This window comes from Vogesella facilis (genome assembly GCF_042648525.1).
GTDB lineage: Bacteria > Pseudomonadota > Gammaproteobacteria > Burkholderiales > Chromobacteriaceae > Vogesella > Vogesella facilis.
Window position 1 is genome coordinate 76,253 of the sequence record NZ_JBHRXN010000010.1, and the last position, 25,500, is coordinate 101,752.

Below are 25,500 nucleotides of genomic sequence, written 5' to 3' on the forward strand. Positions count from 1 at the left end.
TTGGCCGGGGTGACCAGCTCGAACGGAATCCACAGCTGCGATGGCACTTTCTTGCCGCGCGCCATGTCCACCGCCGCCTGCACCCCGCCACCGCCCTGGCCCAGCGCGTCCTGGAATACCGTCACCTTCAAGTCGCCGGCCTTCATCGCCGCCAGCGCGTCATGGGTGGCGTCGATGCCGGCCACGATCATTTTGCTGTTCATCTTGCCGGCGGCTTTCAGCGACTGGATGGCGCCGATGGCCATCTCGTCGTTGTTGGCGATCACCGCGTCGAACTTCATGCCGGTGGTCAGCCAGTTGTTCATCAGGTCCGCCGCCTGGGTGCGGCTCCAGGTCGCCGCCTGCTGCGCCACGATGCGCATGCCGTTGCACGGCGGCTTGGCGATCACCTCTTTCACGTCGCGCGTGCGCTGCAATGCCGATTCATTCGCCAGATCGCCGACGATCAGCAGCACATCGCCCTTGCCCTGCATCAGCCGGCACACTTCGCGGGTCTGCATGGTGCCGGATTCTTTCTCGTTGGAGCCAACGAAGGTCACGCGCGGCGGCAACGCCTTGTCGCCGGGCGGGTGGTTCACGTAGATCAGCGGAATGCCGGCCTGGGTTACCAGCTTGGTGATCTTGGGGGTGGCCTGCGAATCGACCGCCACCACGATGATGGCGTCCACCTTCTGCGCGATGAAGTTCTGGATCTGGCTGAGCTGGCGGCCGATATCGTCCTGCGCATCCTCGAACTGCACTTTCACGCCGGGCATGCGCGCCGCCTGCTGCTGCATGCCGGCGCGCACGCGGGTGAGCCACGGGTTGGAATTGGCGATGGTGGCGCCGATTTTCTCGGCCTGCGCCAGCGGGCTGGCCAGGCTGGCGGCCAACAGCGCGGCCAGCGCGGATTGCTTCAACATGCTTTGTCTCCTGGTTATGGTTGCCGGTCGTACAATGACGGCAGCAAATTTATTTCCGCAAGGTAACAACTGCGGAAATAAATTTCCAGAAAACTTTTGGCCGCCGCCCCGATTGCCGTCGGTTATCGGCCTGAATTGGCCATCGGGTACTGCGGCTGGTGGCGTGGCATGGCCCGTCGGCGGCACCGCGCTGCCATGCCTCGATAGGTGGTGCTGCCCGGCCACCGGTCAGGACGTGCGGCGGCTGGCGGCAAGAGGCGCAAGCGGCGGCGGGTTGGCCGCTCGCCGCCGGCATGGTGGATGGCAGGGTGTAGTCCGGGGCCGCTCGCCATCGGCGGGTGGGCCGCGCTGCCGCGGCGCTCATCGGCTAGCCGCGCGCCGGCGCCGCGCTCAGGACTAGATCGGCAGCCGCTGGCGCAGCTCGGTCGCCCAGTCGCGGCGGGCAAAATCCGGCCCCATCACCAGCGCGATGTAGCTGTCGCCGCCGAAGCGCGCATCCACCTCGATCAGCACATGGGTGTCGCTGCCGCGCGGGATGAAGGTCAGCTCGATCTCCTGGATGCGGAAATTGCCGCCGCGCGGGCGCAGCTCGAACTCCTGGTAGCAGCCCAGCGTGCTGGCCACGTTGCCGACGCGGGCGGTGCCCACTTCCACGTCGGTGCTGGCCAGCGTCCAGCCCAGCTGCTCGAAGGCGTGCAGCAGCGCGGCCACCGGCGGCGGCGGCAGGATTTCCAGCAGATCGCGGTCGCTGGCATCGCGCGCCGCGTCGATGGCCAGATCGGTGTGAATCCACACCGGCAGCGGCCGGCCATAGTGCGCCAGCGCGTTGATCGGCGTCTCCGCCGGCAGGTTGATCTGGAACGGCAGCTCGCGGCTTTCGCCGGCGCGGATGGTAAAACGCTCCGCCACCCGCACCGCGCCCAGCGGCAACGCGCCGCGGGCCTCGTGGTCGCCGGATTCCTGCTCCGCTTCCACCATCAGCACCAGCTCGATTTTCTCAATGTCCTGGTCGGCGCTGCCGCCATGTACCAGCACGCGGCCGCGCAGCAGCTCACCCGGGTACAGTCGCGGGTTGTCCAGTTGGGTATCGACGCGGGCGCCACCGACGCCGATTGAGGCAAGCAGTTTCTTGAACATATTTTTGTATTCTGAGTTTGTGTTGAGGGGCGTTGGCAAGACCGGTCGGTAGGATACAAGTTCCGCCTGCGCAAGGGGGGGGGGCCGGTTTTAGCCTGCGCGGTCCCGTTATTTGATGGCGTCGAACAGCCGCTCGGACTCTGCAATCATGCTTGTGCCCTGCTCCGGCTTGCCGTTCTTCTTGTACAGCCAACCCAGGCCGTTCAGCGCTACCGCATAGGCGTAGTGCTGTTTGCCGACACTGGCAGCAAAGCTATCCAGCGCCTGCAGGTAATAACGCTCGGCTATGTTAACGTGGCGCAAGTAGTGATGGGCATCTGCCAGCTCGCGCAGCACGATGGCGGTGTGCACTTTGTCGCTGTTCGGATCGCTCTGCTCGCCAGCCAGTACCTCTTCCAGCAGCGGGATGGCGCGGGCGTACTGTTTGCTGTCGATGTAGCTGCCGGCGAGACGCGCTTTCGACACCCGGATCGATGGGGGGGTGGCTGGCATGATCTGTTGCTTGATGGCGAGAGCCTGCTGCAGATAGCGCTCGGCGGAGGCCCAATCGCGCTTGCTGTTATACAGGGTGCCCAGATTGTGCAGGCTCTCGGCTACCTCCTGGCTGTTTTCGCCGGCGAGGGACTTGCGTATGGCCAATGCTTGTTGGTGTAGCCGGATGGCCTCGCTGTAGTTGCCGGTGTACTGGCGCAGCAGGGCCAGATTGTTCATCGACTCGGCTACCAGCAGATGCTGTTCGCCCAATAGCCGTGTGTGCAGGGCGAGGGCTTGCAGGCCGATGGGCTCGGCCTCCTTGAAACGGCTACTCTCGCGCAGGAACTGGAACCATGCGTCCAGCAGGTCGGCATACAGCAGCGTGTCGGCGGGTACGGCTTGCGGACCGTACAGCAGGGATTGCAGCAGTGCGCCTGCTTCCTGGTAATGATCCTTGCGTAACCAGCTGCGGGCAAGGTCGCACTGTGCCTGCCAGCGAGCAGGCTGGTCGCTGGCGCTGGCAAACGCCGCTTCTGCCTGTTGGGTGGCCTGCTGGTAATTGCCCTAGCGCAGCAGACCATCGACACCATTGGCATGGCAGGCAATGGCGAACAGTAGGGGCAGGACGGGACGGAAAATGTGCATATGGGCAGCCCTGGGTGATGTGCTTGCTGGCGGAAGTTATCCACCGTGCGGTCAGTTCTGGTTTTCCGCGGCATCCATGATGCGCTGGCCTTCGGTGATCAGTTGCTGGCCTTCGCTGCTATGGAGGTTTGTTTTCAGCAGCCATCCCAGATTGTTCATGGTCTGGCCTACTGCGTAATGCTTTGCTCCCAGTGCCTGCGGCAGTACTACCAGGGCCTGGCGGTAGTACTGTTCCGCTTCCATGGCCTTACCCTGGTCCTGAAGGCAGTCGGCGATGGCGCGTAAGGTTCTGCCCGTCTGGTCAAGCGAGTCTTCGCCATTCCGTTGTGTCATGGCCAATGTTGCCTGTAATTGCGCCATGGCTTCGTCGAAGCGCTTTTGCTTGCGGTACAGCCAGCCCAGCATGCGCATGCTGCGAGTCATACTGGGGTGATCAGGGCGCAAGACATGCTGCTTGATGCGGATGGCTTCGATCATCATGGGTTCGGCCTGTTGGTACTGGCCGGGAGCCATGTGATTGAAGCTCAGGTTGTACAGGCTTTCTGCCACAGGGAAACTGTCATGCCCAGCCAGTTGCTCACGTATTTCCAGTGCTTGTTTCAGCAGCTTCTCGCTTTCAGACATCTGGTCTTGCATGCCCAGTGCAACCCCTAGGTCATTCAGTGTCTGGGCAACTTCCAGATGTTGTGCCCCCAGATGCTGCTGACGTATGGACAGTATGCGGCGGTAGAGCTTTGCGGCCGCTTTGGACTGCTGCCGGTCCAGATACACGCCAGCCAGACCTTCCTGCACTTCTGCCTCGATCAGGCTACTAGGGGGAACCTGGCGGCTGTCCTGCAACAAGGCCTTGAATATGAGCTCCGCCTGGTCTGCTTGATGGCGTTCCATCATGGCGTTTGCCAGGTCGATTTGTGCACGCAATCTGCCTGCCGAGTCATCCGCGGGTAGTTGCTGCAGTGCCTGCCGGGCCTGTTGCATTGCTTGCAGGTAATAACCGTCCTGCAGCAATTGCTTGGTTTCCGTCGCGAGTGCAGGGAGCGCCAGTGGCAGGTACAGCAGCAGTCCGAAGAGTGCTTTTTTCATGGCATGACCTTGTCTTGTAGGGAGGCCATGGTGCCGCAAATTATGCCAATAGGGAACAGCGGTGGCTGACGGATCGCGGAATGTCGCGGTGTGGAGGCGGCTGTGTCTGTTTTGAAAAAAGGTTGGCCGCATCGCTGCGGCCAACCTTTATCGTTTCACGTGAAGCAGCGGTGACTTACACCTTGTCGTACAGCTTGCCGCCGCCCTGCACGAACTCGATAGCCTTCACTTCCATGCCCTTGTGCAGCGCGTCCTGCTCGCTGATGCCCTGCTTGGCGGCGAATTCGCGCACGTCCTGGGTGATCTTCATCGAGCAGAAGTGCGGGCCGCACATGGAGCAGAAGTGCGCCACCTTGGCGCTGTCTTTCGGCAGCGTCTCGTCGTGGAAGTCGCGCGCCTTGTCCGGATCGAGGCCCAGGTTGAACTGGTCTTCCCAGCGGAACTCGAAGCGCGCCTTGGACAGCGCGTTGTCGCGGATCTGCGCGCCGGGGTGACCCTTGGCCAGATCGGCGGCGTGCGCGGCCAGCTTGTAGGTGATGATGCCTTCTTTCACATCGTTCTTGTTCGGCAGGCCCAGGTGTTCCTTCTGCGTCACGTAGCACAGCATGGCGGTGCCGTACCAGCCGATCTGCGCAGCGCCGATGGCGGAGGTGATGTGGTCGTAGCCCGGCGCGATGTCGGTGGTGAGCGGCCCCAGGGTGTAGAACGGCGCTTCGTGGCACCACTCCAGCTCCTTGTCCATGTTCTCCTTGATCAGCTGCATCGGCACGTGGCCGGGGCCTTCGATCATCACCTGTACGTCGTGCTGCCAGGCGATCTGCGTCAGCTCGCCCAGCGTCTTCAGTTCGCCCAGCTGCGCGGCGTCGTTGGCGTCCCAGGCACTGCCCGGGCGCAGGCCGTCACCCAGGCTGAAGGCCACGTCGTAGGCCTTCATGATTTCGCAGATGTCCGCGAAGTGGGTGTACAGGAAGTTTTCCTGGTGATGCGCCAGACACCACTTGGCCATGATGGAGCCGCCGCGTGACACGATGCCGGTCATGCGGCCGGCGGTCAGCGGCACGTAGCGCAGCAGTACGCCGGCGTGGATGGTGAAGTAGTCCACGCCCTGCTCGGCCTGTTCGATCAGGGTGTCCTTGAAGATCTCCCAGGTCAGGTCTTCGGCCTTGCCGTTGACCTTCTCCAGCGCTTGATAGATGGGCACGGTGCCGATCGGTACCGGGCTGTTACGCAGGATCCACTCGCGGGTTTCGTGGATGTTCTTGCCGGTAGACAGGTCCATGATGGTGTCGGCGCCCCAGCGGATGCCCCAGGTCATCTTGTCCACTTCTTCGCTGATCGACGAGGTTACCGCGCTGTTGCCGATGTTGCCGTTGATTTTCACCAGGAAGTTGCGACCGATGATCATCGGCTCGGATTCCGGGTGGTTGATGTTGTTGGGGATGATGGCGCGGCCGGCGGCGATTTCCTGGCGCACGAATTCGGCGGTGATCTCTTCCGGCAGGTTGGCGCCGAAGCTGTGGCCGGCGTGCTGGCGCGTCATCAGCTCCAGCAGGCGGCTGTTGCCGGTGGCGTGCAGCGATTCGATATACGCCTTGCGGTTGAGGTTTTCGCGGATGGCGACGAATTCCATTTCCGGGGTGATGATGCCGCGGCGCGCGTAGTGCATCTGGGTAACGTTGGCACCGGCCTTGGCGCGGCGCGGCTTGCGCTGCAGGTCGAAGCGCAGGTCGGCCAGTTTCGGGTCCGCTTCGCGGGCGCGACCGTAGTCGCTGCTCAGGCCGGCCAGCAGCTCGGTGTCGTCACGCTCGGCGATCCACGCGGCGCGCAGCGGGGCAAGGCCGGAGCGGATGTCGATCTGTGCCTGCGGGTCGCTGTACGGGCCGCTGCAGTCGTAGACGTAGATCGGCGGGTTCTGCTCGCCGCCGAACTGGGTGGGGGTGTCGGCCTGGCTGATCTCGCGCATCGGCACGCGGATGTCCGGGCGGCTGCCCTCGACATAGATTTTGCGGGAATTGGGTAGCGGCTGGATGGCGGCGGAATCCACCACCATGGCTTGATTCGGTTTGCTTGGCGCGTTCATCGGGGGGCGTCTCCAGTGTGCGATGAAGCGGCGCAAGGAGCGGTCCGGATGCCCGGCTGCGGTTGGCCGCATGGCGGCGGCGGGAACGCGCGGCGCGATGCGGTGTCTGGCAGATTACGCTTCCCTACGCCGGTATTATCCGGGTCAGGTTCGAAGGGTGACTCTCACCCGCCAACCTGCCAGTGTCGTCCGCGCACAACGCTGTGGCATCCTTCACGGCAGGGGCAGGACCCCTAGCGATGCTGTGAAGGTAAGTTAATTGTGGGATAATCGCAAGTTAGGTTGCGCCCAGCTGCGCTGCCGGCCGGCTGTGAAAACCGCATGCAGTCAAGGTTGCGTGCCGTTTTCAGAGTCGTCCTTTTATTCAGTCTTGAATCCCCCGGAGTTTCCGATGAATTTCGAACAAGCCCGTTTCAACATGGTTGAGCAGCAGATCCGTCCGTGGGATGTGCTCGACACCTCCATTCTCGATTTGCTGTTCCACGTGAAACGCGAAGATTTCGTGCCGGAAGACAAGCGCACCCTGGCCTTCACCGACGTGCAGCTGCCGCTGGAAAACGGCTGCACCATGCTGGAGCCGAAGGTGGAAGCCCGTCTGCTGCAGGACCTGCAGGTGAAAGCCAGCGACAAGGTGCTGGAAGTGGGTACCGGCAGTGGCTACCTGACCGCGCTGCTGGCCGCCGTGAGCCAGCACGTGTACAGCGTGGACCTGGACGCCGAGCAATCGCAGCGCGCCGCGGCCAACCTCAAGACCGCCGGCATCCGCAACGTGACCCTGAGCGTGGGCAACGGCATCGACGGCCTGGCCTCGCAGGCGCCGTTCGACGTGATCTGCCTCGGCGGCTCGGTGCCGGTGGTGCCGGACGCGCTGAAGGCGCAGCTGGCCATCGGCGGCCGCCTGGCGGTGATCGTGGGCGATGCCCCGGTGATGATCGCCAAGATCATCACCCGCGTGTCGGAAACCGCCTACCAGGAAAGCGTGAGCTTCGACACCAATATTGCCCGCCTGCAGCAGCTGGACGCCATCGAGCCGTCCCGCTTCAGCTTCTGAACATGGTCGGCGAAATCACTGCCCGCGATCTGGCGGCCTGGCTGGCGGACGACAGTCGTGCCAAGCCGCTGCTGCTGGATGTGCGCGAGGACTGGGAATACGCGCTGTGCCACATCGTCGGCTCGCAGCAGATGGTGATGAACCTGGTGCCGCTGCGGCACAACGAGCTGCCGGATGACGTGCCTATCGTCACCATCTGCCATCACGGCGTGCGCAGCTTCCAGGTGGGCCTCTACCTGCAGAACGCCGGCTTCGAGCAGGTGCTGAGCCTGCGTGGCGGCGTGGATGCCTGGGCCAATGAGGTAGACCCGGCGATGGCACGTTATTAAGCCATCCTGCCAAGTCGAAAGCCGTTCCTGCCGGAGCGGCTTTTTTTGTTGTTGCCACTGTGTGGCAGAAATCGAGTGAGCATGAGTTACCTATCCCCCGCTATCGCATCCCTGCCCGCCGCCTGGCGCGATGTGCTGGCCGCGCCGGCATTGGCCGCACAGCTGCAGGCCATCGACGCCCGCCTGGCCGCCCGCGCCGCCGAAGGCGTGGCGATCTACCCGCCGCGCGAGTTGATCTTCAACGCGCTGCGCCAGGTGGCGCCGCAGGAGGTGCGGGTGGTGATTCTCGGCCAGGACCCGTACCACGGCGCCGGCGAGGCCATGGGGCTGAGTTTCTCGGTGCCGGCCGGGGTGAAGATTCCGCCCAGCCTGCGCAATATGTACAAGGAACTGGCCAGCGATCTGGGGCTGGCGCCGGCCGTCAGCGGCGACCTGTCGCACTGGGCGCGCCAGGGCGTGCTACTGCTCAACACCTCGCTGACGGTGGAGGCCGACGCTGCCGGCAGCCACGGCAAGCTCGGCTGGCAGCTGATTACCGACGCGCTGATCGACGCGGTGAATGCGAAAAACCCCGGCTGCGTGTTCCTGCTGTGGGGTAACTGGGCACAGGGCAAGGCCGAGCGTATCGATGCCGGCCGCCACGCGGTGCTGAAGGCGGCGCACCCGTCACCGCTGTCCGCCAGCCGTGGCTTCTTCGGCTGCCGCCACTTCTCGCAGGCCAATCAATGGTTGGCCGCCCGCGGTCGCGGCGAGATCGCCTGGGGTATCGCCGCAGCGCAGGGTAGCCTGCTGTAGCGCAGCTCGAAAAACCCTCGCTTTCGTTGCGCTACTGCGTTACGCACGCTTGTCCCTCCTGGCATCGCCGCTATATGCGGCGCCGGGATTTTTCACTCGCGCCTAGCTCCGGTGCGGCTTAATCCCGATTGGAACGCGAGATTTTTCACGGTGCGCTGTAGTCGTTTCACTACGCTGCGGCAGCGAGGTATGGTGGTGCTATGCCGGCTCAGCTCGGTTTCCCCCACCCTTAAGTGCCATGGTCTGCCGATGACTTTCTCCTTTACCGCCTGGCTGGTCAGCGCCGTGGCCATCCTGCTCACCGGGGTCGCCAAGGGCGGCTTTGGCGGCGTGTTCGGCGGCATCGCCGTGCCGCTGATGTCGTTGGTGATGCCGCCGGAGGCTGCCGCCGCGCTCACCCTGCCACTGCTGTGCCTGATGGACCTGTCCAGCGTGAAACTGTACTGGCGGCGCTGGGATGGCCGTGAATTGAAACTGATGCTGTCCGGCGCACTGCTGGGCATCGGCCTCGGTGCACTGGCCTTCGGCCTGCTGCCGGCCTGGTCGGTGAAGCTGGCGATCGGCCTGTTGGCGCTGCTGTTCGCCGCACAGCGGCTGTGGCTGCGCTTCTTCCCGGCCACGCCGCGGCCGCTGGGGCCGTTGGCCGGGCGCCTCGCCGGGCTGTTTGGCGGCCTCACCAGCACGCTGGCGCACGCCGGCGGCCCGCCGGTGCTGGTGTACCTGTTCAGCCGGCCGCTGCCCAAGGAACGCTTCGTTGCCACGCTGGCGGTGTTCTTCACCGTGGTGAACCTGCTGAAGCTGCTGCCCTATCTGGCGCTGCAGCTGTTTACGCCGACGGTGCTGTGGCAGTGCCTGCTGCTGGCACCGCTGGTGCCGCTGGGCGTGTGGCTGGGCGTGCACCTGCAGCGCCGCCTGCCGGAGCAGGCGTTCTTCAGCAGCGCGGTGGCGCTGCTGGCACTGTCCGGCGCGCAGCTGGTGTATTCGGCGCTGGCTTGAGTTAACCCCCCGAACGGCATCGTGCCGCTGGCGCATGGTGTAAAGTGCTGCCCAAGGCGGGCGACACCGCCATTGTCTACAGGGGGAAACGTGGCCATCACGCTGAAGAACGTGCGCTATTTCGTGGCGGTAGCCGAGGCGGAGTCGATCTCCGGCGCGGTGCAGGATCTCAACGTGTCGCAGTCGGTGGTCACCGAGGCGATCCGTGCGCTGGAGGCCGACCTTGGCGCCACGCTGTTCCAGCGCCACGCGCGCGGCATGATCCTCACCCACGCCGGCTACCAGTTCCTGCGCCATGCACACCAGATCCTGGCCTCGGTGCGCAATGCGCGCGAGGCGATGCGCGCGCGGCCGGACAGCGTGACCGGCCAGCTGAATATCGGCGTCACCAGCCTGGTGTGCGGCTACTTCCTGCCTTATCTGCTGGACCGCTTCCGCAACACCTTTCCGCTGGTGAACATCCGCGTGGTGGAAGACCAGCGCGAGTACATCGAGCACTTGCTGGTGAACGGCGAGCTGGATGTGGGAGTGCTGATCGTCTCCAACCTGGAAAACCGCCAGGCGCTGGAGGCGGAAACGCTGCTGGAATCCGCCTACCGGCTGTGGCTGCCGGTGAACCACCCCTTGCTGGAGCTGGGCACGGTGGCGGTGGCGGAGATGGCGCAGCAGCCGCTGGTCACCCTGAAGCTGGACGAGCTGGAGGACGTGGCCACCGCCTTGTGGCGCAGCCAGGGCCTGCGGCCAACGATGGCGGTGCGCACCAGCTCGGTGGAGGGCCTGCGCAGCCTGGTGGCCACCGGCGCCGGCCTGGCGGTGATGCCGGACCTGCTGTACCGGCCATGGTCGCTGGATGGCGACCGGCTGGAAGTGCGCCAGCTGCTGGAGAAGACACCGTCGCTGCAGGTGGGGCTGGCCTGGCGCCGTGGCGCCAAAGTGGCGGAAACGGCACAGAACTTCCTCACCGTGGCGCGCGAATATACCCGCAGCCACGCCTGAACGCGGCATCGTTGTTTCTGTTTTCCCTATATCTCTCGATTGATTATCGAAATTACCGATTGCTGGCCGCGCCACCGCGCCGCTGGGCGCCGTGCCACGCAAGAATTGGCGCTGCGCTGCACAAAAGCAGCGGAAAATGCCAATGCTGGCGACGAGCATCCGGTTTTCCCGATAGGTCGTATTGGGCAAGTTGCCTTGGTAGTGCCAAAACCCGGTTCCTAGAATGCAGCACACCATTCGAGACGCAATCAATGCGCCGATCTGCAAAGGAGAACTGTGATGAAGCATCGCCTGCATGCCCTGGCCTGCGCCGCCGTTTGTAGCAGCATGGTCGCCGCCCCGCTGATGGCCGCGCCGCCGACCGCGCTGGGTAAGCCGGAAGGCAAACTCAACATCATCGCGTGGCCGGGTTATATCGAGCGCGGCGAAACCGACAAGAACTACGACTGGGTGACCCAGTTCGAGAAGAGCAGCGGCTGCCAGGTGAGCGTGAAGACCGCCGCCACCTCGGACGAGATGGTGTCGCTGATGAACTCGCCCAACTACGACCTGGTCACCGCCTCCGGCGACGCCTCGCTGCGGCTGATCTATGGCAAGAAGGTGCAGGAGATCAACCCGGCGCTGATTCCCAGCTGGAACACGCTGGACCCGCGGGTGAAAAACGGCAGCTGGTACACCGTGGGCGGCAAGGTGTACGGCACGCCGTACCAGTGGGGCGCCAACTTCCTGATGTACAACACCAAGGTGTTCCCGACCGCGCCCAGCAGCTGGTCGGCGGTGTTCGAGCCGGGCAAGCTGCCCAACGGCCAGCCCAACAAGGGCAAGGTGCAGGCCTACGACGGCGCCATCTACATGGCCGATGCCGCGCTGTACCTGATGAGCAAGAACCCCAAGCTGGGCATCAAGGACCCGTACGAGCTGAACGAGGCGCAGTACGCCGAGGTGCTGAAGCTGCTGCGCCAGCAGAAGCAGCTCACCCACCGCTACTGGCATGACGTCACCGTGCAGATGAACGACTTCAAGAAAGAAGGCGTCGCCGCCTCCAGCGCCTGGGGCTACACCATCAACAGCCTGCAGGCGGAGAACTTCCCGGTGGCCGGGGTGATTCCGAAGGAAGGCGCCACCGGCTGGGCCGACACCACCATGCTGCATGCGCAGGCACAGCACCCGGTGTGCGCCTACAAGTGGATGGAATGGTCGCTGAACAAGAACCTGCAGTCCGGCCTGGCCGAGTGGTTCGGTTCCAATCCGGTAGTGGCCGAGGCCTGCAAGACCAAGGCGCCGGGCGGCAGCGACTTCTGCCAGAGCAACGGCTTCGACCGCTTCGCGCAGATCCGCTTCTGGAAGACGCCGATCGCCAGCTGCAAGAGCCAGGGCCGCTGCGTACCGTACAGCCGCTGGACCGCCGACTACATCGCCATCATGGGTGGCCGTTAAGCCGGGCCGCCGCAAGGTTGGCCGCAGCGGCTGGACGGGCGGATGCCCGCCCGTCTGCCGCGCCGTGCTGGCCTGACGTTTCAACCGGGCGCCGTCATGTCCTGCCGGGCGTGACGCTTGCCCACCCCGCAGTATGGCCAGCTATTTGGCCAGGCCGCCTGGCGCGCTGTTGCCGCGCATCGGAGTACACCATGTCCATCGCCGTGCAGTTCCACAATGTCAGCCGCCACTACGACAGTGTGCGCGCCGTTGACGCCATCAGCCTCGACATTGCCGAGGGCGAATTCTTCTCCATGCTGGGGCCGTCCGGCTCCGGCAAGACCACCAGCCTGCGGCTGATCGCCGGCTTCGAGCAGCCCAGCCACGGCGCCATCCGCATCTTCGGCCAGGAGGCCGCCGGACTGCCGCCCAATCTGCGCGCGGTGAATACCGTGTTCCAGGACTACGCGCTGTTCCCGCACATGAACGTGCTGGACAACGTCGCCTACGGCCTGATGCTCAAGGGCGTAGGCAAGGACGAGCGCTACCGCCGCGCCGAGGAAATGCTGGAGATGGTCAAGCTTGGCCAGTACGGCACCCGCCGCCCGGCGGCGCTGTCCGGCGGCCAGCGCCAGCGGGTGGCACTGGCGCGGGCGCTGATCCTGCAGCCGCGGGTGCTGCTGCTGGACGAGCCGCTGGGCGCGCTGGATCTCAAGCTGCGCGAGGCGATGCAGACCGAGCTGAAGGCGCTGCAGCGCCGCCTCGGCATCACCTTCATCTACGTCACCCACGATCAGGGCGAGGCGATGTCGATGTCCGACCGGGTGGCGGTGTTCAACAAGGGCCGCATTGAGCAGGTGGCGGCGCCGCAGCAGCTGTACAACCAGCCGGCTACCGCCTTCGTCGCCGATTTCGTCGGTGCGGCCAACGTGTTCGACGGCGAACTGGCCGCCACCCTGGCCGGCCAGCGCCAGCCCTTCGCCGTGCGGCCGGAGCGCATCCGCCCGGCCGGCCAGCTGGCCGACGGCGACGTGGTGCGGGTGGCCGGCAAGCTGCTGGACATCCAGTACCTGGGCGCGGTCAGCCGCTACGAGGTGGAAGTGTTCGGGCAGAAGGTGGTGAGCATGGTGCTGCCCAACGAGCACGGCCAGTTCGAGGCGCAGGCCGCCATCGGCGGCGCCATCACCGTGGCCTGGCCGCGGCAGGCCATGCTGCCGCTGGCCGGTTGAGGGAGACAATATGATGACCGCCTCGCTGTCCACCGCCCCCGCCGCCGCGCCGCTTGGCCTGTGGCAGCGCCTGGGCGTGGCGCTGTACCGCCGCCCCGGCCTGCAGCTGGCGCTGCTGCTGGGCCTGCCGCTCATGTGGTTTCTGCTGGTGTATATCGGCTCGCTGGCCACGCTGCTGGTGCAGAGCTTCTTCACCTTCGACGACTTCACCATGGAGGTCAGCCGCGAGCTGACGCTGGCCAACTACCAGCAGCTGCTGCAGCCGGCCAATTTCGACGTGGTGCTGCGCACGCTGGCGATGGCCAGCGCGGTAACGTTGGCCGCAGCGGTGCTGGCCTTCCCGCTGGCCTACTACATGGTGCGCTACGCCCGCGGCTGGAAGAAGGGCTGCTTCTACGTGGCGGTGATGCTGCCGATGTGGGCCAGCTACATCGTCAAGGTGTACGCCTGGACCGTGCTGTTGGCCAAGGACGGCATCGTGTACTGGGGCTACCAGCACCTCGGCCTCGCCGGCGTGGTGGACTGGCTGATGACCATCCCGCTGCTGGGCGGCAATTCGCTGACCACCTCGCACCTGGGCCGTTTCGCGGTGTTCACCTACATCTGGCTGCCGTTCATGATACTGCCGGTGCAGGCGGCGCTGGAGCGGGTGCCGCTGGGGCTGATGCAGGCCAGCAGCGACCTGGGCGCCAGCGGCGCGCAGACCTTCCGCCATGTGGTGCTGCCGCTGGCCTTCCCTGGCGTGGTGGCCGGCTCCATCTTCACCTTCTCGCTGACGCTGGGTGATTACATCATCCCGCAGCTGATCGGCCCGTCCGGCCTGTTCATCGGCTCCATGGTCTACACCATGCAGGGTTCCATCGGCAACATGCCGCTGGCCGCCGCCTTCACCGTGGTGCCGGTGCTGATCATCGCGCTGTACCTGACCGGCGCGCGCAAACTGGGAGCGTTCGATGCACTCTGATCAAGACTGCGCGCCACTGTGGCTGCGCCTGCTGGCCTACGGCGGCATCGGCTTCCTGTTCCTGCCGATCGCCATCATCTTCCTGTACGCCTTCAATGCCGAAAGCGCCGGCTACAGCTTTCCGCCCAAGGGCTACACCCTGGCATGGTTCGGCGCCGCCTTCGCCCGCCACGACGTGCTGCAGGCCATCGGCCTGTCGCTGCGGCTGGCGGCGCTGGCCACCGTGCTGGCGCTGATCCTCGGCACGTTGGCCGCAGCCGCGCTGTACCGCCGCGACTTCTTCGGCAAGAACGCCATCACCATGATGCTGATCCTGCCGATCGCCCTGCCCGGCATCATCACCGGCATCGCGCTGCTGTCGGCGTACCGGCTGGCGGACATTCCGTCCGGCTTCTGGACCATCGCCATCGGCCACGCCACCTTCTGCGTGGTGGTGATCTACAACAACGTGATCGCCCGCTTCCGCCGCATGAGCTACAGCCTGGTGGAGGCGTCGCAGGATCTGGGCGCCAACGTGTGGCAGACCTTCCGCTACGTGGTGCTGCCGCAGATCGCCACCGCGCTGTTGGCCGGCGGCATGCTGGCGTTCGCGCTCAGCTTCGACGAGATCATCGTCACCACCTTCACCGCCGGCAACGAAGTCACGCTGCCGATCTGGATGCTGAACCAGCTCACCCGTCCGCGCGACGTGCCCATCACCAACGTGGTGGCCATGAGCGTGATGTTGATCACCATGCTGCCTATCCTGGCGGCCTACTACCTGACCCGCGGCACGGAAGACATCGCCGGCAGCGGTAAATGACCGAGGTGCATATGGAAAAGACACTGCAAACCCGCATGCTGATCGGCGGCGAATTCGTCGACGGCCACGGCGAGCGCGAGCGCATCGTCAACCCGGCCAGCGGCGAGCTGATCGTGGAGATCGCCGAGGCCAGCGGCGAACAGGTGCAGGCGGCGGTGGCCGCCGCGCAGGCCGCCTTTGCCGGCTGGGCGCGCACCACCCCGCGTGAGCGCAGCGAGAAGCTGCTGGCGCTGGCCGACGCCATCGAGGCGCGCGGCCCGGAATTCGCGCGGCTGGAATCGCTGAACTGCGGCAAGCCGCACCACTTGGCGCTGGCCGACGAGATCCCGGCGGTGGTGGACGTGTTCCGCTTCTTTGCCGGCGCGGTGCGCGCGCAGACCGGCGCGCTGGCCGGCGAATACCTGCCCGGCCATACCAGCCTGATCCGCCGCGACCCGCTGGGGGTAGTGGCCTCCATCGCGCCGTGGAACTACCCGCTGATGATGGCGGCGTGGAAGATGGCGCCGGCGCTGGCCGCCGGCAATACCGTGGTGCTCAAGCCGTCCGAGCAGACGCCGCTGTCCACGCTGAAGCTGGCCGAGCTGGCCGCCGGCATCCTGCCGCCGGGGGTGTTCAACCTGGTGCTGGGGCGCGGCGAAACGGTGGGCAGCCCGCTGATCTCGCAGCCGGAAGTGCGCATGATCTCCATCACCGGCGACGTGTCCACCGGCCAGCGGGTGCTGGAAACCGCGGCGCGCTCGCTCAAGCGCACCCACCTGGAGCTGGGCGGCAAGGCGCCGGTGATCGTGTTCGACGATGCCGACATCGCCGCCGCGGTGGAAGGCATCCGCACCTTCGGCTACTACAACGCCGGCCAGGACTGCACCGCCGCCTGCCGCATCTATGTGCAGAAAGGCGTCTACGAGCGCTTCGTCGCCGATCTGGCCGGCGCGGTGGCCAGCATCAAGGTCGGCCACCAGCACCTGGAAGGCGTGGAGATGGGGCCGCTGATCTCCGAGCGCCAGCGCAGCCGCGTCGCCAGCTTCGTGGAGCGCGCCGAGCAGCAGCCGCACATCGAGGTAGTGACCGGCGGCGCCGCCGGCAGCGGCCCCGGCTTCTTCTACCAGCCGACGGTGATCGCCGGCGCGCGCCAGGACGACGAGATCGTGCGCCGCGAGGTGTTCGGCCCGGTGGTGTCGGTGACGCCGTTCGACGACACCGCGCAGGCGCTGGCCTGGGCCAACGATTCCGACTACGGCCTGGCCAGCTCGGTGTGGACCCGCGACGTTGGCCGCGCGCTGCAGGTGTCGGCCGAGCTGCAGTACGGCTGCAGCTGGGTGAACACCCACTTCATGCTGGTGAGCGAGATGCCGCATGGTGGCATGAAGCGCTCCGGCTACGGCAAGGACATGTCGCTGTACGCGCTGGAAGACTACAGCTGCGTGCGGCACGTGATGATCAAGCAGTAAGCCGCTGCTCACGATCTGCAGGGCGCCGGGAAGACGGCGCCATCCGGTTGGCCGCAGGGCTGCGGCCAACCTCGTTCACCCTGGGAGACAGATATGCACACAGCAATCACCCGACGCCTGGCCGTGCTGACGGCAGCGGGCGGCCTGATGTTGTCCACCGCCAGCTGGGCGGCCACGCCGCTGCAGGTGGTGCAGCAGTACATGGCGGGCTGGAACGCCCACGACGCCAACCAGGCGGCGATGGCGATGGACCCGGAGGTGGAGTACTACGATGTGACGGTGGGCGAATCGCAGTACGGCGTGGTGGTGGCGCGCGACAACGTGATCCGCTTCTTCATGAACAGCTTCCCGGACCTGAAATGGCAGATGCTGGACAAGCCGGTGGTGACCCGGAACGAGGTGGTGTTCCGCTGGCGCTTCACCGGCACCAACACCGGGCCGAACATCGACGCCACGGTGAACGAGGGCAAGGCCACCGGCAAGCCGATCAGCTTCGAAGGGCTGAGCCTGATCCGGGTGAAGAACAACCGCATCGTCTATCAGGGTGATTTCTACGATGCGCTGTCGCTGAACAAGCAGCTGGGCAATATCAAGTAGGCAGGGGCAGCAGGGGCAATGGGCTTGGCCATCCGCGTGCGGATGGCCTTTTTTCATGGCGGCCAGCTTGGCCGCACGGCGGCTATAGCGGGCGGATCTGCGCGTCCAGCATATAGCCCTCGCCGCGCACGGTGCGGATCAGCCGCGGGCTGCGCGGGTCGTCGCGCAGCTTGCCGCGCAGCCGCGAGATCAGGATATCGATGCTGCGGTCGAACACCTCCACCGTGCTGCCGCGGGTGATGTCCAGCAGCTGGTCGCGGTCCAGCACCGTGCGCGGGCGCTGCAGCATCGCCGACAGCAGGCGGAATTCGGCATTGGACAGCGGCACCACGGTGCCGTCGCGGTCCTGCAGCTGGCGCAGCGTCAGGTGCAGCTGCCAGTCGCCAAAGCCCAGCCGCTGCGGTGCCGCGTCCGGTTGCGGGCCGCTGGCCGGCTGCTGGCGGGTACGGCGCAGCACCGAGTGGATGCGCGCCACCAGTTCGCGGATGTCGAACGGTTTGGTGAGGAAATCGTCGGCGCCCACTTCCAGGCTGATGATGCGCTCGGTGGGGTCGCCATGCGCGCTGATCATCAGGATCGGCACGCCGGAGTGGCTGCGCAGCCGCTTGCACAGCGACAGGCCGTTCTCGCCCGGCAGCATCAGGTCCAGCACGATGGCGTCGAAGCTGTGCTCGCCCAGCGCCTGCTGCATCGCCTCGCCATTGGCCACGCCCACCGAGCGGATGGCGTAGTTGCCCAGGTACTGGCAGATCAGCTGGCGGATTTCGTCGTCATCATCCACCACCAGCACGCGGATGGTGCCCGGGTCGCTGATGCTGGTTGGCGGGGGGTAGATGGCTTGCAGCATGGTGTGGGTGGCGTGTGGTGACCGAAGGTTGGCCGCAAAAAAATGTAGGGTAACGACGCCGTGCTGACCCCATATGTGCCGTTTGTAAGCGGATTTCTACAAAACGGCCAATCGCAGGCAACACTGCTGCGGCTAGGCTTGTCGCCGATGGCCGCGCCCGCGCGCGGCCGCTTAACCGGCTTGCCCCACTCATGACCCGTTTTCCTGTTGTTGCCCTTACCCTGCTGGCGCTGTCCGGTTGCATCACCGTACAGTCGCTGCCCAATCCGACCATGGATATCTTTACGTTTACCTTTTCCACTGCCAGTGAAATGCAGGCATTCGTGGAGAAGGAGCGGCAGCGTTTCGACCGCCGCCAGGCGCCCTATTCGCGTATCTGCATCCAGTGGAACGACAAAGTGACGGTGCCGGATTTCGTGCGCGTGGTGCAGGACAGCATGACCCGCCGCGGCGTGGAGACCCAGGTCTATCAGCCGGGCAGCGTGCCGGCGGATTGCGTGACCTTTCTCTATGCCGCCACCCGGGTATGGGAGAAGGACAATGCGTATCTGAACTACGCCACCATGGCGCTGCAGAAGGAAGGCCATGTGCTGGCCAGCGTGGCGTACGAGCCACGGGTGATGGATCGCTGGGCCAGCACCGAGGCCAAGCTGGTGTTCCTGGTCGATCAGCTGCTGTTCGCGCTGCGCTCGCCGGCGGTGGCGCCCTGAGCCGCGCGGCTCAGTACACCGTCAGCGCCACGCCGAACAGGAACTGCACCCAAGCCAGCACGCTGGCGTCGAGCGGCATGTCCTGGTTGACCTGATCCAGCCGCACGTTGACCACCTGCTTGGAGGAGATGGTGTTGCCGGCCTGCAGATTGGCCGGGTTGACCACCCCGGACAGGCGCAGCACGGTCTGCTTGTTGTTGATCAGCAGCATCTTGTCGCCGCCCACCACCAGGTAGCCATTGGGCAGCACATCGATCACCGACACCATCATGTTGCCGCTGACCTTGCTGTTGTTCTTGCGCGAGTGATCCAGCTTGTCCTGCAGGCTGTAGTCCGAATCCACATCCACATTGAACAGCTGCTTCACCATGCCGGGCACGGTATTCAGCGCCGCCGGGCCGTTGACCTTGTTGTTGCCGCTGGACTTGTCGTTCAGTGCCTGCGACGTGCTGCTGCTGAGGTCTTCCTCGATGGTGATGGTGATGGCGTCGCCGATCTGCCGCGCCAGCTGGGTCTCGAAGAACAGCTTGGCGGTGGACGGGTTGAAGATCGAGCCATCGGCCTGGCTGGTCAGCACCGGGCGCAGCTGCGGGTAGGCGCTGGTGGGCAGTTGCACCACCGACTGCGTGGTGCAGCCGGCCAGCAGCAGCAGGGGAAAAATCAGACGCAGGGGGGCCATGGCGGAAGCTCGCTGTGCAGAATGCATGCGTGCGATTCAAGCACGCGCATGTAGCCGCAGCACTGCCGCTTGGTAAGCGGATTGTGTCCGCCTGTTGCGATGCGGAAACGAAACGGCAACACGCGCGCCGCCGCCGCCATGTCGCCGCCGCACGGCAGCGGCTATGCTGCAACCATTATCTGCCACTGGATCGCCGCGATGACCCGATTGCCCAGTCTCACGGCGCTGCTGCCGGCGCTGCAACGCGATGACAGCGGCCGCTACCGGGCGCAGTTTGCCGGCCATGCGCTGCACAGCGTGTTCCAGCCGCTGTTCTACCGCAGCGGCGGCCTGTTTGGCCACGAGGCGCTGCTGCGGGTGCACGACGCCGCCGGCGAGGCGCTGCGCCCGGACCGGCTGTTCGCCACGCTGGACGACGCCGCCGCGCGGCAGCTGGACGTGCTGGCGCTGGTGCTGCATTTGCACAACTTTGCCCAGGCGCGCAGCGACGGCTGCCTGGCGCTGAACGTGCAGGCCGCCTCGCTGCAGGTGGACGGCCTGCTGCCGCTGCTGCAGCAACTGGCGGCGGCGCTGGCACTGGCACCGGCGGCGCTGGTGCTGGAAGTGCTGGAATACGAACTGGAGCACAGCCCGCTGCAGCTGGCCGACAGCCTGCGCCGCGTCGCGCAGGCCGGCTTCGGCGTCGCCATCGACGACTTCGGCGCCACCGCCTCCAGCCACAGCCGCACGCGCGCGCTGGGGCCGGACATCATCAAGTTCGACCGCAGCATGCTGCTGGACCAGCAGCAGGGCGACGGTGGCCGCTTCGACCGCGAACTGCAGCTGGCGTGGCAGATCGGCTGCCGCAGCGTGGTGTGCGGCGTGGAAAGCGCCGTGCAACACGCGGCGATGCAGGCGCTGGGGCTGGAGCTGTACCAGGGCTTCCACCTGGGGCGGCCGGCGCTGCTGCCGGTGCGCGAGCTGCTGTGATGCGGCCAACGTTGGCCGCAAGCCGCTCCGCCGCACAGGCCATCGCGCCCGCCAGCAGGTAGCTTCGGCTGCGCGCAGCGACGCCCAATGTTTACCGCGTCACCTTGGCCGCCTGCTGGCTTGCTGCGGAATCGTAGGCTGGGCAACGGCCCTTGGCCGTGTCCAGTGGGCGGCTCAGACCGCCTCGCCGGCCAGCGCCGCCAGCAGCTCGTCGATCTCCTGCAAATGGGTGGCGTCGTGTGCGGCCATATCGGCCACCAGCTCCGCCAGCGTCAGCCGGCGCACCCCTTCCCATACCGCGATGCGCGCCTGCGCCGCCGCGTCGCAGTCTTGCAGCGCCGCCAGCAGCGCCTGGCGCGCGGCGGCGAAACCATCCACTGCCTGCTGCCAGTCCTGCGCCTGGTAATCGCGCTCCACTGCCCACACGCTGCCGTTGACGCCGTGCAGTGCGGCCTGCTGCTGCTGCCGCATCGCCTGCACCCGCGGCAGGAAGGCGTCGCGGTCCAGGTCGCGCAGGTGGCACAGGTGCTCCAGCGCCGAGAACGCGGTGCCGGCCGGGCGCTGGCGGCGCTGTGCCGCCGGCACTGCGGCCAGGCTGTGCTGCACCAGCGCCGGCATCGCCGCCAACTGCTGCAGCAGCTCGGCGAAGCTGCGCTGCTGCGGCAGCGGCGACCACACCGCGCCATAGCTGAAATAGCTGCCGGGCACACGGCCGCGCGGGCGCAGCAGCGCGTGGCCGTGGCGGCGCATCACGTCGCCGACCATGGCGCCGCAGAACTGGCGCGCGGTCTGGTCGGCGGCCAGCTCCGGAAAGCGGCTTTGCAGATCGTGCACGATGGCGCTGACCGCCGGAATCTCGGCGCGCGACAGTGCCGCGTATTCGGTGTAGCGCTGCGGGCTGTCGATCAGCGCTTCCAGCTGCTGGCCCAGTGCGGTGAGGCGGAACTGGTCGAAACGGTTGTGCATGGGAGGTGGCCCCTAGTAACGTAGCATTTTGATACGTTACTAGGGGCGTCGGGGGATGTACAGCGTTATCTGCGCTGCGGCAAGGTTGGCCGCAGGCTCAGTCGAACAGTGCGGCCAACGTTGCGGCGCGTTCGGCCACGTCGTCGCCGTCGAACAGGCCGCCGATCACCGCGATGGCGTCGGCGCCGGCGGCCACCACCTGGCCGGCGTTGGCGACGGTGATGCCGCCGATGGCGACGCGCGGCACGCCCAGATCGATGCTGTGCGCGAACAGCGCCAGCGGCGCGGCCACCGCGCCCGGCTTGGTGCCGGAGCTGAACACCGCGCCGAACGCCACGTAGCTGGCGCCGGCGGCCACCGCGGCGCGGGCCAGCGCGAGGTCGTTGTAGCAGCTGGCGCCGATGACGGCGGCCGGGCCCAGCGCGGCGCGCGCGCTGGCGACGGCGGCGTCGTCGCGGCCAACGTGCACGCCGTCGGCCTGCACCGCGCGCGCCAGTTCCACGTCGTCGTTGACGATGAACAGCGCGCCGCGGCTGCGCGCCAGGCTGGCCAGGATGCTGGCCTGCCACAGCCGGCGCACCGGGTCGCAGCCCTTGTTGCGGTACTGCAGCACGCGGGCGCCGCCGTCCAGCGCGGCGCTGACCTGCTCGATCAGCCGTTCGCTGTCGTCGGTGTCGGGGGTGATGGCGTACAGGCCGCTAACCTTGGGCATCTTGATCCTTGTCCTCGTCGTCGCTGGCATCGTCGTTGGCCCAGAACAGCCGGTCCGGGATGTATTGCCCCATGCCGGGGCGGAAGCCGTAGCGCAGCGCCTGCCAGGTGTAGTCCTGCGCCTCCTTCACCGCTTCCGGCACCGCCAGGCCACGGGCGATCAGCCCGGCCACTGCCGAGGCCAGCGTGCAGCCGGAGCCGTGGAAGCTGCCGTTCAGCCGCGGCCAGGTGTCCAGCCGCACTTCGCCGCTGCGGTCGTACAGGCGGTTTTCCACGTCGCGGGTGGTTTCGTGGGTGCCGGTGATGAACACGTAGTCGCAGCCCAGCCGGGTCAGGCGCTTGGCGCAGTCGGCCAGCGTGATGCTGTCCTCGTCGTCCTCGTCGTTGGCCGCCAGGCGGCGCGCCTCGATGCTGTTGGGCGTCAGCACCGTTACCTGCGGCAACAGCATGTCGCGCAGCACGTGCACCAGCTCGTCGCGCGCCAGTTCGTCGCCGCGGCCGCTGGCCAGCACCGGGTCGTAGATCAGCGGGATGTCCGGGTAGTCGGCGGCCAGTTCGGCGATCGCCACCACGTTTTCGATGCTGCCGACCATGCCGACTTTGAACGCCGCCACCGGCATGTCCTCTAATACCGCACGCGCCTGGTCCAGCACCCACTCGTCGTCGATGACCAGGAAATCCTGCACGCCACGGGTGTCCTGCACCGTGACGGCGGTGATCACCGACAGCGGGTGGCAGCCCATGCTGGCCAGGGTCAGGATGTCGGCCTGGATGCCGGCGCCGCCGGTGGGGTCGGAGCCGGCCAGCGTCAGCACGATGGGCGGCAGCGGGTTGTCTTGGCTCAAGGTTTATCCTCTTTGTGCAGGAGCATTTACAATGTGCATTTTAACCGTTTGGAAACCAAAACCATGCAAACCTGGATGTGCCTGATCTGCGGCTTTATCTATGACGAGGCCGCCGGGCGCCCGGAGGACGGTATTGCCCCCGGCACCAAGTGGGCAGATGTACCGATGAACTGGACTTGCCCGGACTGCGGTGCGCGCAAGGACGACTTTGAAATGATGGCATTCTGAGCCATCACTTGATGGATGCATAGACTATGAACACCACTCTGCGACGTTGCAGCGCTGCGCTGCTGCTCTCGGCCGCGCTGGCCGGCTGTGTCAACACCACCGCCGGCGGCGAGGTGGGGGTGAAGCGCAAACAGTTCATCCTGCTGTCCGAGCAGGAGGTTTCCACCATGTCGGCGCAGGCCTACTCGCAGGAGCTGCAGAAGGCCAAGACCGCCGGCGCGCTGAACAGCAACGCCGCGATCACCCGCCGCGTGCGCGCCATCTCCGAGCGGCTGATCCGCCAGGCGCCGGTGTTCCGCCAGGATGCGCGCAACTGGCAGTGGGAAGTCAACGTCGCCACCTCGCCGGAGCTTAACGCCTACTGCATGGCCGGCGGCAAGATCATGGTCTACAGCGGGCTGGTGGAAAAACTGGCGCTGAGCGATGACGAGCTGGCCACCGTGATCGGCCACGAAATGGCGCACGCGCTGCGCGAGCACAGCCGCGAAAGCATGAGCCAGGCCTACGCGCAGCAGGCCGGTCTCAGCATCGTCGGCCAGCTGGCCGGGCTGTCGCAAGGCTCGATGGAGCTGGCGGCGCTGGCCACCGACGTGGCGCTGACCAAGCCGCACAGCCGCGGCATGGAAACCGAAGCCGACACCATCGGCCTGGAGCTGATGGCGCGCGCCGGCTACAACCCGCAAGCGTCCATCAGCCTGTGGCAGAAGATGCTGAAGGCCGGCGGCGGCAGCGGGCCGGGCTTCCTGTCCACCCACCCGTCCGGGCAGGACCGCATCGCCGAGCTGCAGCGGCTGATTCCCAAGGTGATGCCGCTGTACCAGGCGGCAAAGAAATAAGCGGTTCCACGTGAAACTGACTCCGGCCCAGCTCGACACGCTGCTGCAGCACGCGCAGGCCCTGCCCGGCGCGCAGCTGGAGCTGCTGTGGGGCGGGGTGCAGGTGCTGAAGGTGGCGGGCAAGATGTTCGCCACCTTCCACGGCGACACCCTGGCCTACAAGGTGGCGGACGAGGATTTCCTCGCCCTGTCCGGCCTGCCCGGCGTGCGCCCGGCGCCCTACCTAGCGCGGGCGCGCTGGATCAGTGTCGACAGCAGCGCCGCGCTGGATCTGGCGCAGCTGCAGGCCGGCTTGGCCGCCTCCTGGCGGCTGGTGTTGCTGAAACTTCCCAAGAAAGTACGCGCCGCGTACGGACTCTGACATGGCCTATCTCTATCTCAAGGCATTTCACATCTTCTTCGTGGTGGCGTGGTTCGCCGGCCTGTTCTACCTGCCGCGCATCTACGTCAACCTGGCCATGGCGCAGCCCGGCGCCGAGTACGACCGCCTGCTGTTAATGGCGCACAAGCTGCTGCGCTTCATGACGCCGCTGGGCGTGCTGGCGCTGCTGTGCGGCCTGTGGCTGATGTTCGGCTACGGCATCGGCGGCGGCTGGCTGCATGCCAAGCTGGCGCTGGTGGCGCTGCTGGCCGGCTACCACGGCTACTGTTTCAAGCTGCTGGCCGATTTTCGCGCCCGGCATAACCGCCGGAGCCATGTCTGGTTCCGCGTCTTCAACGAACTGCCGGTGCTGCTGCTGCTGGTGGTGGTGATTCTGGTGGTGGTCAAACCGTTCTGATGAAACTCGCTCTCCCCCTGATCCTGCTGGCCGCGCTGCTGGCCGGCTGCAAACGCCAGGACTGTACCGACGGCGTATTCGTGCTCACCGGCCAGGACTACGGCGATGCCCCTGCGGCCAACGTGGCGCCGCTGCCGGGCCGCCTGCCTGCCGGCCAGGTGCCGGCCGGGCTGCAACTGGCATCCGATGGCCACTACCCCGGCACCAAGGCCTACTGCAGCGTGCTGGCGGCGCACAGCGACTACAGCGATGCGCTGAAAGGCAACCGCCTGCAGCGCGGCCAGCCGTGGTTCGTCTACCGGCTGGACGCACGTTGGCCGCAGGACGTCTATCCCTATCACGAGGCCGACTGGCGCCTGAAAGCGCCGGCCCGCCTCCTCAAGAAAGAAGAATCGCATGGCAGTGGAAATTGAACGCCGCTTCAAGGTGAACGGTGACGCCTGGCGCGGCCTGGCCGAAGGCGTGCGCTACCGCCAGGGCTATCTGTCGGTGGAAAAGGAACGCACCGTGCGCGTGCGCGTGGTCGGCGAGCAGGCCTGGCTCACCCTCAAGGGCCAGATCAGCGACATCAGCCGCCACGAGTTCGAATACGCCATCCCGCAGGCCGAGGCGCAGACCATCATGGACGCGATGTGCCCGATGGTGGTGGACAAGCTGCGCTACCGCATCGAGTTCGGCGGCTTCATCTGGGAAGTGGACGAGTTCTTCGGCGACAACGGCGGCCTGGTGCTGGCCGAGATCGAGCTGCCGTCGGAAGACACCGCCTTCGACACGCCGGCCTGGCTGGGCGAGGAAGTCACCTTCGACGGCCGCTACACCAACGCCTACCTGTCGAAAAACCCGTATACCCGCTGGTAAGGTCGCGGCCGCGCACGGCCAGCGGCACCGCAGGCTGCCGGCGCGCCAAAACGTTGGCCGCATTGCCGCGCAGGCATGCGGCCAACCTGGTTTGCGGCCGCCGCCGCCGCACGGGCATCGAGCTTGCT

General features: G+C 66.2%; 29 protein-coding genes and 1 riboswitch. Of the genes, 19 read left to right on the plus strand and 10 right to left on the minus strand.

Features of this window, described 5'->3' with window-relative positions:
• From ACFOLG_RS04475 to thiC, 5 genes are all read right to left on the minus strand, one after another.
• Positions 1–902 (minus strand): substrate-binding domain-containing protein (locus ACFOLG_RS04475; RefSeq protein ID WP_386088849.1); only part of this gene is annotated, 902 nt, incomplete at its 3' end.
• A gap of 396 nt (positions 903–1,298) precedes the next feature.
• Entirely contained in the window at positions 1,299–2,039 is a 741-nt protein-coding gene (locus ACFOLG_RS04480) for a sporulation protein (protein ID WP_386088852.1), read from the minus strand.
• A gap of 108 nt (positions 2,040–2,147) precedes the next feature.
• Positions 2,148–2,942 carry a tetratricopeptide repeat protein gene (locus ACFOLG_RS04485; RefSeq protein WP_386089318.1) on the minus strand — a complete coding sequence of 265 codons (795 nt, stop codon included), beginning with the start codon at positions 2,940–2,942 and terminating at the stop codon, positions 2,148–2,150.
• 267 nt (positions 2,943–3,209) lie between these two features.
• Positions 3,210–4,241 carry a tetratricopeptide repeat protein gene (locus ACFOLG_RS04490; protein ID WP_386088855.1) on the minus strand — a complete coding sequence of 344 codons (1,032 nt, stop codon included), beginning with the start codon at positions 4,239–4,241 and terminating at the stop codon, positions 3,210–3,212.
• Between the two features lie 175 nt (positions 4,242–4,416).
• Positions 4,417–6,321 (minus strand): phosphomethylpyrimidine synthase ThiC, encoded by a 1,905-nt coding sequence (gene thiC, locus ACFOLG_RS04495; RefSeq protein WP_386088858.1) that lies wholly within the window; start codon positions 6,319–6,321, stop codon positions 4,417–4,419.
• A gap of 104 nt (positions 6,322–6,425) precedes the next feature.
• Positions 6,426–6,566: riboswitch (TPP riboswitch) on the minus strand.
• 146 nt (positions 6,567–6,712) lie between these two features.
• Here thiC and ACFOLG_RS04500 point away from each other — a divergent pair.
• The 11 genes from ACFOLG_RS04500 to ACFOLG_RS04550 all read left to right on the plus strand — a co-directional run bounded on the left by ACFOLG_RS04500 (position 6,713) and on the right by ACFOLG_RS04550 (position 16,944).
• Positions 6,713–7,372, plus strand: a complete 660-nt coding sequence (locus tag ACFOLG_RS04500; RefSeq protein ID WP_386088861.1) for a protein-L-isoaspartate O-methyltransferase family protein — start codon at positions 6,713–6,715, stop codon at positions 7,370–7,372.
• A gap of 2 nt (positions 7,373–7,374) precedes the next feature.
• Positions 7,375–7,701, plus strand: a complete 327-nt coding sequence (locus ACFOLG_RS04505) for a rhodanese-like domain-containing protein (RefSeq protein ID WP_386088864.1) — start codon at positions 7,375–7,377, stop codon at positions 7,699–7,701.
• 81 nt (positions 7,702–7,782) lie between these two features.
• The gene (gene ung, locus ACFOLG_RS04510; RefSeq protein WP_386088867.1) at positions 7,783–8,496 is read left to right on the plus strand and encodes a uracil-DNA glycosylase; all 714 of its coding nucleotides are present in this window, start codon (positions 7,783–7,785) and stop codon (positions 8,494–8,496) included.
• A gap of 249 nt (positions 8,497–8,745) precedes the next feature.
• Complete coding sequence (locus ACFOLG_RS04515; RefSeq protein ID WP_386088870.1) at positions 8,746–9,492, plus strand: sulfite exporter TauE/SafE family protein; 747 nt, start codon at positions 8,746–8,748, stop codon at positions 9,490–9,492.
• A 90-nt stretch (positions 9,493–9,582) separates the two neighbouring features.
• On the plus strand, positions 9,583–10,488 hold the full coding sequence (locus ACFOLG_RS04520) for a LysR family transcriptional regulator (protein ID WP_386088873.1): 906 nt from the start codon (positions 9,583–9,585) through the stop codon (positions 10,486–10,488).
• 279 nt (positions 10,489–10,767) lie between these two features.
• On the plus strand, positions 10,768–11,925 hold the full coding sequence (locus ACFOLG_RS04525) for an ABC transporter substrate-binding protein (protein WP_386088876.1): 1,158 nt from the start codon (positions 10,768–10,770) through the stop codon (positions 11,923–11,925).
• A gap of 191 nt (positions 11,926–12,116) precedes the next feature.
• Complete coding sequence (locus tag ACFOLG_RS04530) at positions 12,117–13,133, plus strand: ABC transporter ATP-binding protein (protein WP_386088879.1); 1,017 nt, start codon at positions 12,117–12,119, stop codon at positions 13,131–13,133.
• A gap of 10 nt (positions 13,134–13,143) precedes the next feature.
• Positions 13,144–14,097: an ABC transporter permease gene (locus ACFOLG_RS04535; protein WP_386088882.1), complete on the plus strand. Its 954-nt coding sequence runs from the start codon at positions 13,144–13,146 to the stop codon at positions 14,095–14,097.
• A complete protein-coding gene (locus ACFOLG_RS04540; RefSeq protein WP_386088885.1) occupies positions 14,087–14,899 on the plus strand; it encodes an ABC transporter permease in 813 nt (270 codons plus the stop codon). The genes ACFOLG_RS04535 and ACFOLG_RS04540 overlap by 11 nt, the downstream gene beginning before the upstream one ends.
• Positions 14,896–16,347, plus strand: coding sequence for a gamma-aminobutyraldehyde dehydrogenase (locus ACFOLG_RS04545; RefSeq protein WP_386088888.1), 1,452 nt, complete (start codon positions 14,896–14,898; stop codon positions 16,345–16,347). The genes ACFOLG_RS04540 and ACFOLG_RS04545 overlap by 4 nt, the downstream gene beginning before the upstream one ends.
• Positions 16,348–16,440: 93 nt before the next feature.
• Positions 16,441–16,944 carry an ester cyclase gene (locus ACFOLG_RS04550; RefSeq protein WP_386088890.1) on the plus strand — a complete coding sequence of 168 codons (504 nt, stop codon included), beginning with the start codon at positions 16,441–16,443 and terminating at the stop codon, positions 16,942–16,944.
• A gap of 82 nt (positions 16,945–17,026) precedes the next feature.
• Here the strand turns inward: ACFOLG_RS04550 and ACFOLG_RS04555 are convergent, their stop codons facing one another.
• Complete coding sequence (locus ACFOLG_RS04555; protein ID WP_386088893.1) at positions 17,027–17,791, minus strand: response regulator; 765 nt, start codon at positions 17,789–17,791, stop codon at positions 17,027–17,029.
• 191 nt (positions 17,792–17,982) lie between these two features.
• On the opposite strand from ACFOLG_RS04555, the gene ACFOLG_RS04560 reads away from it, so the two are divergent.
• A complete protein-coding gene (locus tag ACFOLG_RS04560) occupies positions 17,983–18,501 on the plus strand; it encodes a hypothetical protein (protein ID WP_386088896.1) in 519 nt (172 codons plus the stop codon).
• A gap of 10 nt (positions 18,502–18,511) precedes the next feature.
• On the opposite strand, the gene ACFOLG_RS04565 is transcribed toward ACFOLG_RS04560, so the two are convergent.
• Entirely contained in the window at positions 18,512–19,180 is a 669-nt protein-coding gene (locus ACFOLG_RS04565; RefSeq protein WP_386088898.1) for a flagellar basal body L-ring protein FlgH, read from the minus strand.
• A gap of 198 nt (positions 19,181–19,378) precedes the next feature.
• Here ACFOLG_RS04565 and ACFOLG_RS04570 point away from each other — a divergent pair, with 198 nt between their 5' ends.
• Positions 19,379–20,149 carry an EAL domain-containing protein gene (locus tag ACFOLG_RS04570; RefSeq protein ID WP_386088900.1) on the plus strand — a complete coding sequence of 257 codons (771 nt, stop codon included), beginning with the start codon at positions 19,379–19,381 and terminating at the stop codon, positions 20,147–20,149.
• A gap of 174 nt (positions 20,150–20,323) precedes the next feature.
• Here the strand turns inward: ACFOLG_RS04570 and ACFOLG_RS04575 are convergent, their stop codons facing one another.
• The 3 genes from ACFOLG_RS04575 to thiD all read right to left on the minus strand — a co-directional run bounded on the left by ACFOLG_RS04575 (position 20,324) and on the right by thiD (position 22,671).
• The gene (locus ACFOLG_RS04575) at positions 20,324–21,115 is read right to left on the minus strand and encodes a DinB family protein (RefSeq protein WP_386088902.1); all 792 of its coding nucleotides are present in this window, start codon (positions 21,113–21,115) and stop codon (positions 20,324–20,326) included.
• A 97-nt stretch (positions 21,116–21,212) separates the two neighbouring features.
• A complete protein-coding gene (gene thiE, locus ACFOLG_RS04580; RefSeq protein WP_386088904.1) occupies positions 21,213–21,827 on the minus strand; it encodes a thiamine phosphate synthase in 615 nt (204 codons plus the stop codon).
• The gene (thiD, locus tag ACFOLG_RS04585; protein ID WP_386088906.1) at positions 21,814–22,671 is read right to left on the minus strand and encodes a bifunctional hydroxymethylpyrimidine kinase/phosphomethylpyrimidine kinase; all 858 of its coding nucleotides are present in this window, start codon (positions 22,669–22,671) and stop codon (positions 21,814–21,816) included. Before thiD ends, thiE begins: the two co-directional genes overlap by 14 nt.
• 63 nt (positions 22,672–22,734) lie before the next feature.
• Between thiD and ACFOLG_RS04590 the strand changes: the two genes are divergently transcribed.
• Genes ACFOLG_RS04590 through ACFOLG_RS04615 form a run of 6 tightly spaced genes read left to right on the plus strand, consistent with a single transcriptional unit; the run spans position 22,735 to position 25,372 of the window.
• Positions 22,735–22,899: a rubredoxin gene (locus ACFOLG_RS04590; protein ID WP_349584755.1), complete on the plus strand. Its 165-nt coding sequence runs from the start codon at positions 22,735–22,737 to the stop codon at positions 22,897–22,899.
• Positions 22,900–22,925: 26 nt separating this feature from the next.
• Positions 22,926–23,735, plus strand: coding sequence for a M48 family metallopeptidase (locus tag ACFOLG_RS04595; RefSeq protein ID WP_386088911.1), 810 nt, complete (start codon positions 22,926–22,928; stop codon positions 23,733–23,735).
• Positions 23,736–23,745: 10 nt separating this feature from the next.
• A complete protein-coding gene (locus ACFOLG_RS04600; RefSeq protein ID WP_386088913.1) occupies positions 23,746–24,096 on the plus strand; it encodes an MmcQ/YjbR family DNA-binding protein in 351 nt (116 codons plus the stop codon).
• Between the two features lies 1 nt (position 24,097).
• A complete protein-coding gene (locus ACFOLG_RS04605) occupies positions 24,098–24,514 on the plus strand; it encodes a CopD family protein (protein WP_386088914.1) in 417 nt (138 codons plus the stop codon).
• Entirely contained in the window at positions 24,514–24,927 is a 414-nt protein-coding gene (locus ACFOLG_RS04610; RefSeq protein ID WP_386088916.1) for a DVU_2496 family lipoprotein, read from the plus strand. Before ACFOLG_RS04605 ends, ACFOLG_RS04610 begins: the two co-directional genes overlap by 1 nt.
• Positions 24,911–25,372 (plus strand): CYTH domain-containing protein, encoded by a 462-nt coding sequence (locus tag ACFOLG_RS04615; protein ID WP_386088918.1) that lies wholly within the window; start codon positions 24,911–24,913, stop codon positions 25,370–25,372. Before ACFOLG_RS04610 ends, ACFOLG_RS04615 begins: the two co-directional genes overlap by 17 nt.
• Positions 25,373–25,500: the final 128 nt, after the last annotated feature.

Bases quoted from the DNA above. Each gene is read 5' to 3' on its own strand.
- ACFOLG_RS04515 (WP_386088870.1), top strand. From the start codon at position 8,746: ATGACTTTCTCCTTTACCGCCTGGCTGGTCAGCGCCGTGGCCATCCTG.
- ACFOLG_RS04490 (WP_386088855.1), bottom strand. From the start codon at position 4,241: ATGAAAAAAGCACTCTTCGGACTGCTGCTGTACCTGCCACTGGCGCTC.
- ACFOLG_RS04615 (WP_386088918.1), top strand. From the start codon at position 24,911: ATGGCAGTGGAAATTGAACGCCGCTTCAAGGTGAACGGTGACGCCTGG.
- ung (WP_386088867.1), top strand. From the start codon at position 7,783: ATGAGTTACCTATCCCCCGCTATCGCATCCCTGCCCGCCGCCTGGCGC.
- ACFOLG_RS04500 (WP_386088861.1), top strand. From the start codon at position 6,713: ATGAATTTCGAACAAGCCCGTTTCAACATGGTTGAGCAGCAGATCCGT.
- ACFOLG_RS04560 (WP_386088896.1), top strand. From the start codon at position 17,983: ATGACCCGTTTTCCTGTTGTTGCCCTTACCCTGCTGGCGCTGTCCGGT.
- ACFOLG_RS04605 (WP_386088914.1), top strand. From the start codon at position 24,098: ATGGCCTATCTCTATCTCAAGGCATTTCACATCTTCTTCGTGGTGGCG.
- ACFOLG_RS04535 (WP_386088882.1), top strand. From the start codon at position 13,144: ATGATGACCGCCTCGCTGTCCACCGCCCCCGCCGCCGCGCCGCTTGGC.
- ACFOLG_RS04530 (WP_386088879.1), top strand. From the start codon at position 12,117: ATGTCCATCGCCGTGCAGTTCCACAATGTCAGCCGCCACTACGACAGT.
- ACFOLG_RS04525 (WP_386088876.1), top strand. From the start codon at position 10,768: ATGAAGCATCGCCTGCATGCCCTGGCCTGCGCCGCCGTTTGTAGCAGC.
- ACFOLG_RS04575 (WP_386088902.1), bottom strand. From the start codon at position 21,115: ATGCACAACCGTTTCGACCAGTTCCGCCTCACCGCACTGGGCCAGCAG.
- ACFOLG_RS04565 (WP_386088898.1), bottom strand. From the start codon at position 19,180: ATGGCCCCCCTGCGTCTGATTTTTCCCCTGCTGCTGCTGGCCGGCTGC.
- thiC (WP_386088858.1), bottom strand. From the start codon at position 6,321: ATGAACGCGCCAAGCAAACCGAATCAAGCCATGGTGGTGGATTCCGCC.
- ACFOLG_RS04505 (WP_386088864.1), top strand. From the start codon at position 7,375: ATGGTCGGCGAAATCACTGCCCGCGATCTGGCGGCCTGGCTGGCGGAC.
- ACFOLG_RS04550 (WP_386088890.1), top strand. From the start codon at position 16,441: ATGCACACAGCAATCACCCGACGCCTGGCCGTGCTGACGGCAGCGGGC.
- ACFOLG_RS04610 (WP_386088916.1), top strand. From the start codon at position 24,514: ATGAAACTCGCTCTCCCCCTGATCCTGCTGGCCGCGCTGCTGGCCGGC.
- ACFOLG_RS04570 (WP_386088900.1), top strand. From the start codon at position 19,379: ATGACCCGATTGCCCAGTCTCACGGCGCTGCTGCCGGCGCTGCAACGC.
- ACFOLG_RS04590 (WP_349584755.1), top strand. From the start codon at position 22,735: ATGCAAACCTGGATGTGCCTGATCTGCGGCTTTATCTATGACGAGGCC.
- ACFOLG_RS04555 (WP_386088893.1), bottom strand. From the start codon at position 17,791: ATGCTGCAAGCCATCTACCCCCCGCCAACCAGCATCAGCGACCCGGGC.
- ACFOLG_RS04545 (WP_386088888.1), top strand. From the start codon at position 14,896: ATGACCGAGGTGCATATGGAAAAGACACTGCAAACCCGCATGCTGATC.
- thiE (WP_386088904.1), bottom strand. From the start codon at position 21,827: ATGCCCAAGGTTAGCGGCCTGTACGCCATCACCCCCGACACCGACGAC.
- ACFOLG_RS04480 (WP_386088852.1), bottom strand. From the start codon at position 2,039: ATGTTCAAGAAACTGCTTGCCTCAATCGGCGTCGGTGGCGCCCGCGTC.
- ACFOLG_RS04595 (WP_386088911.1), top strand. From the start codon at position 22,926: ATGAACACCACTCTGCGACGTTGCAGCGCTGCGCTGCTGCTCTCGGCC.
- ACFOLG_RS04540 (WP_386088885.1), top strand. From the start codon at position 14,087: ATGCACTCTGATCAAGACTGCGCGCCACTGTGGCTGCGCCTGCTGGCC.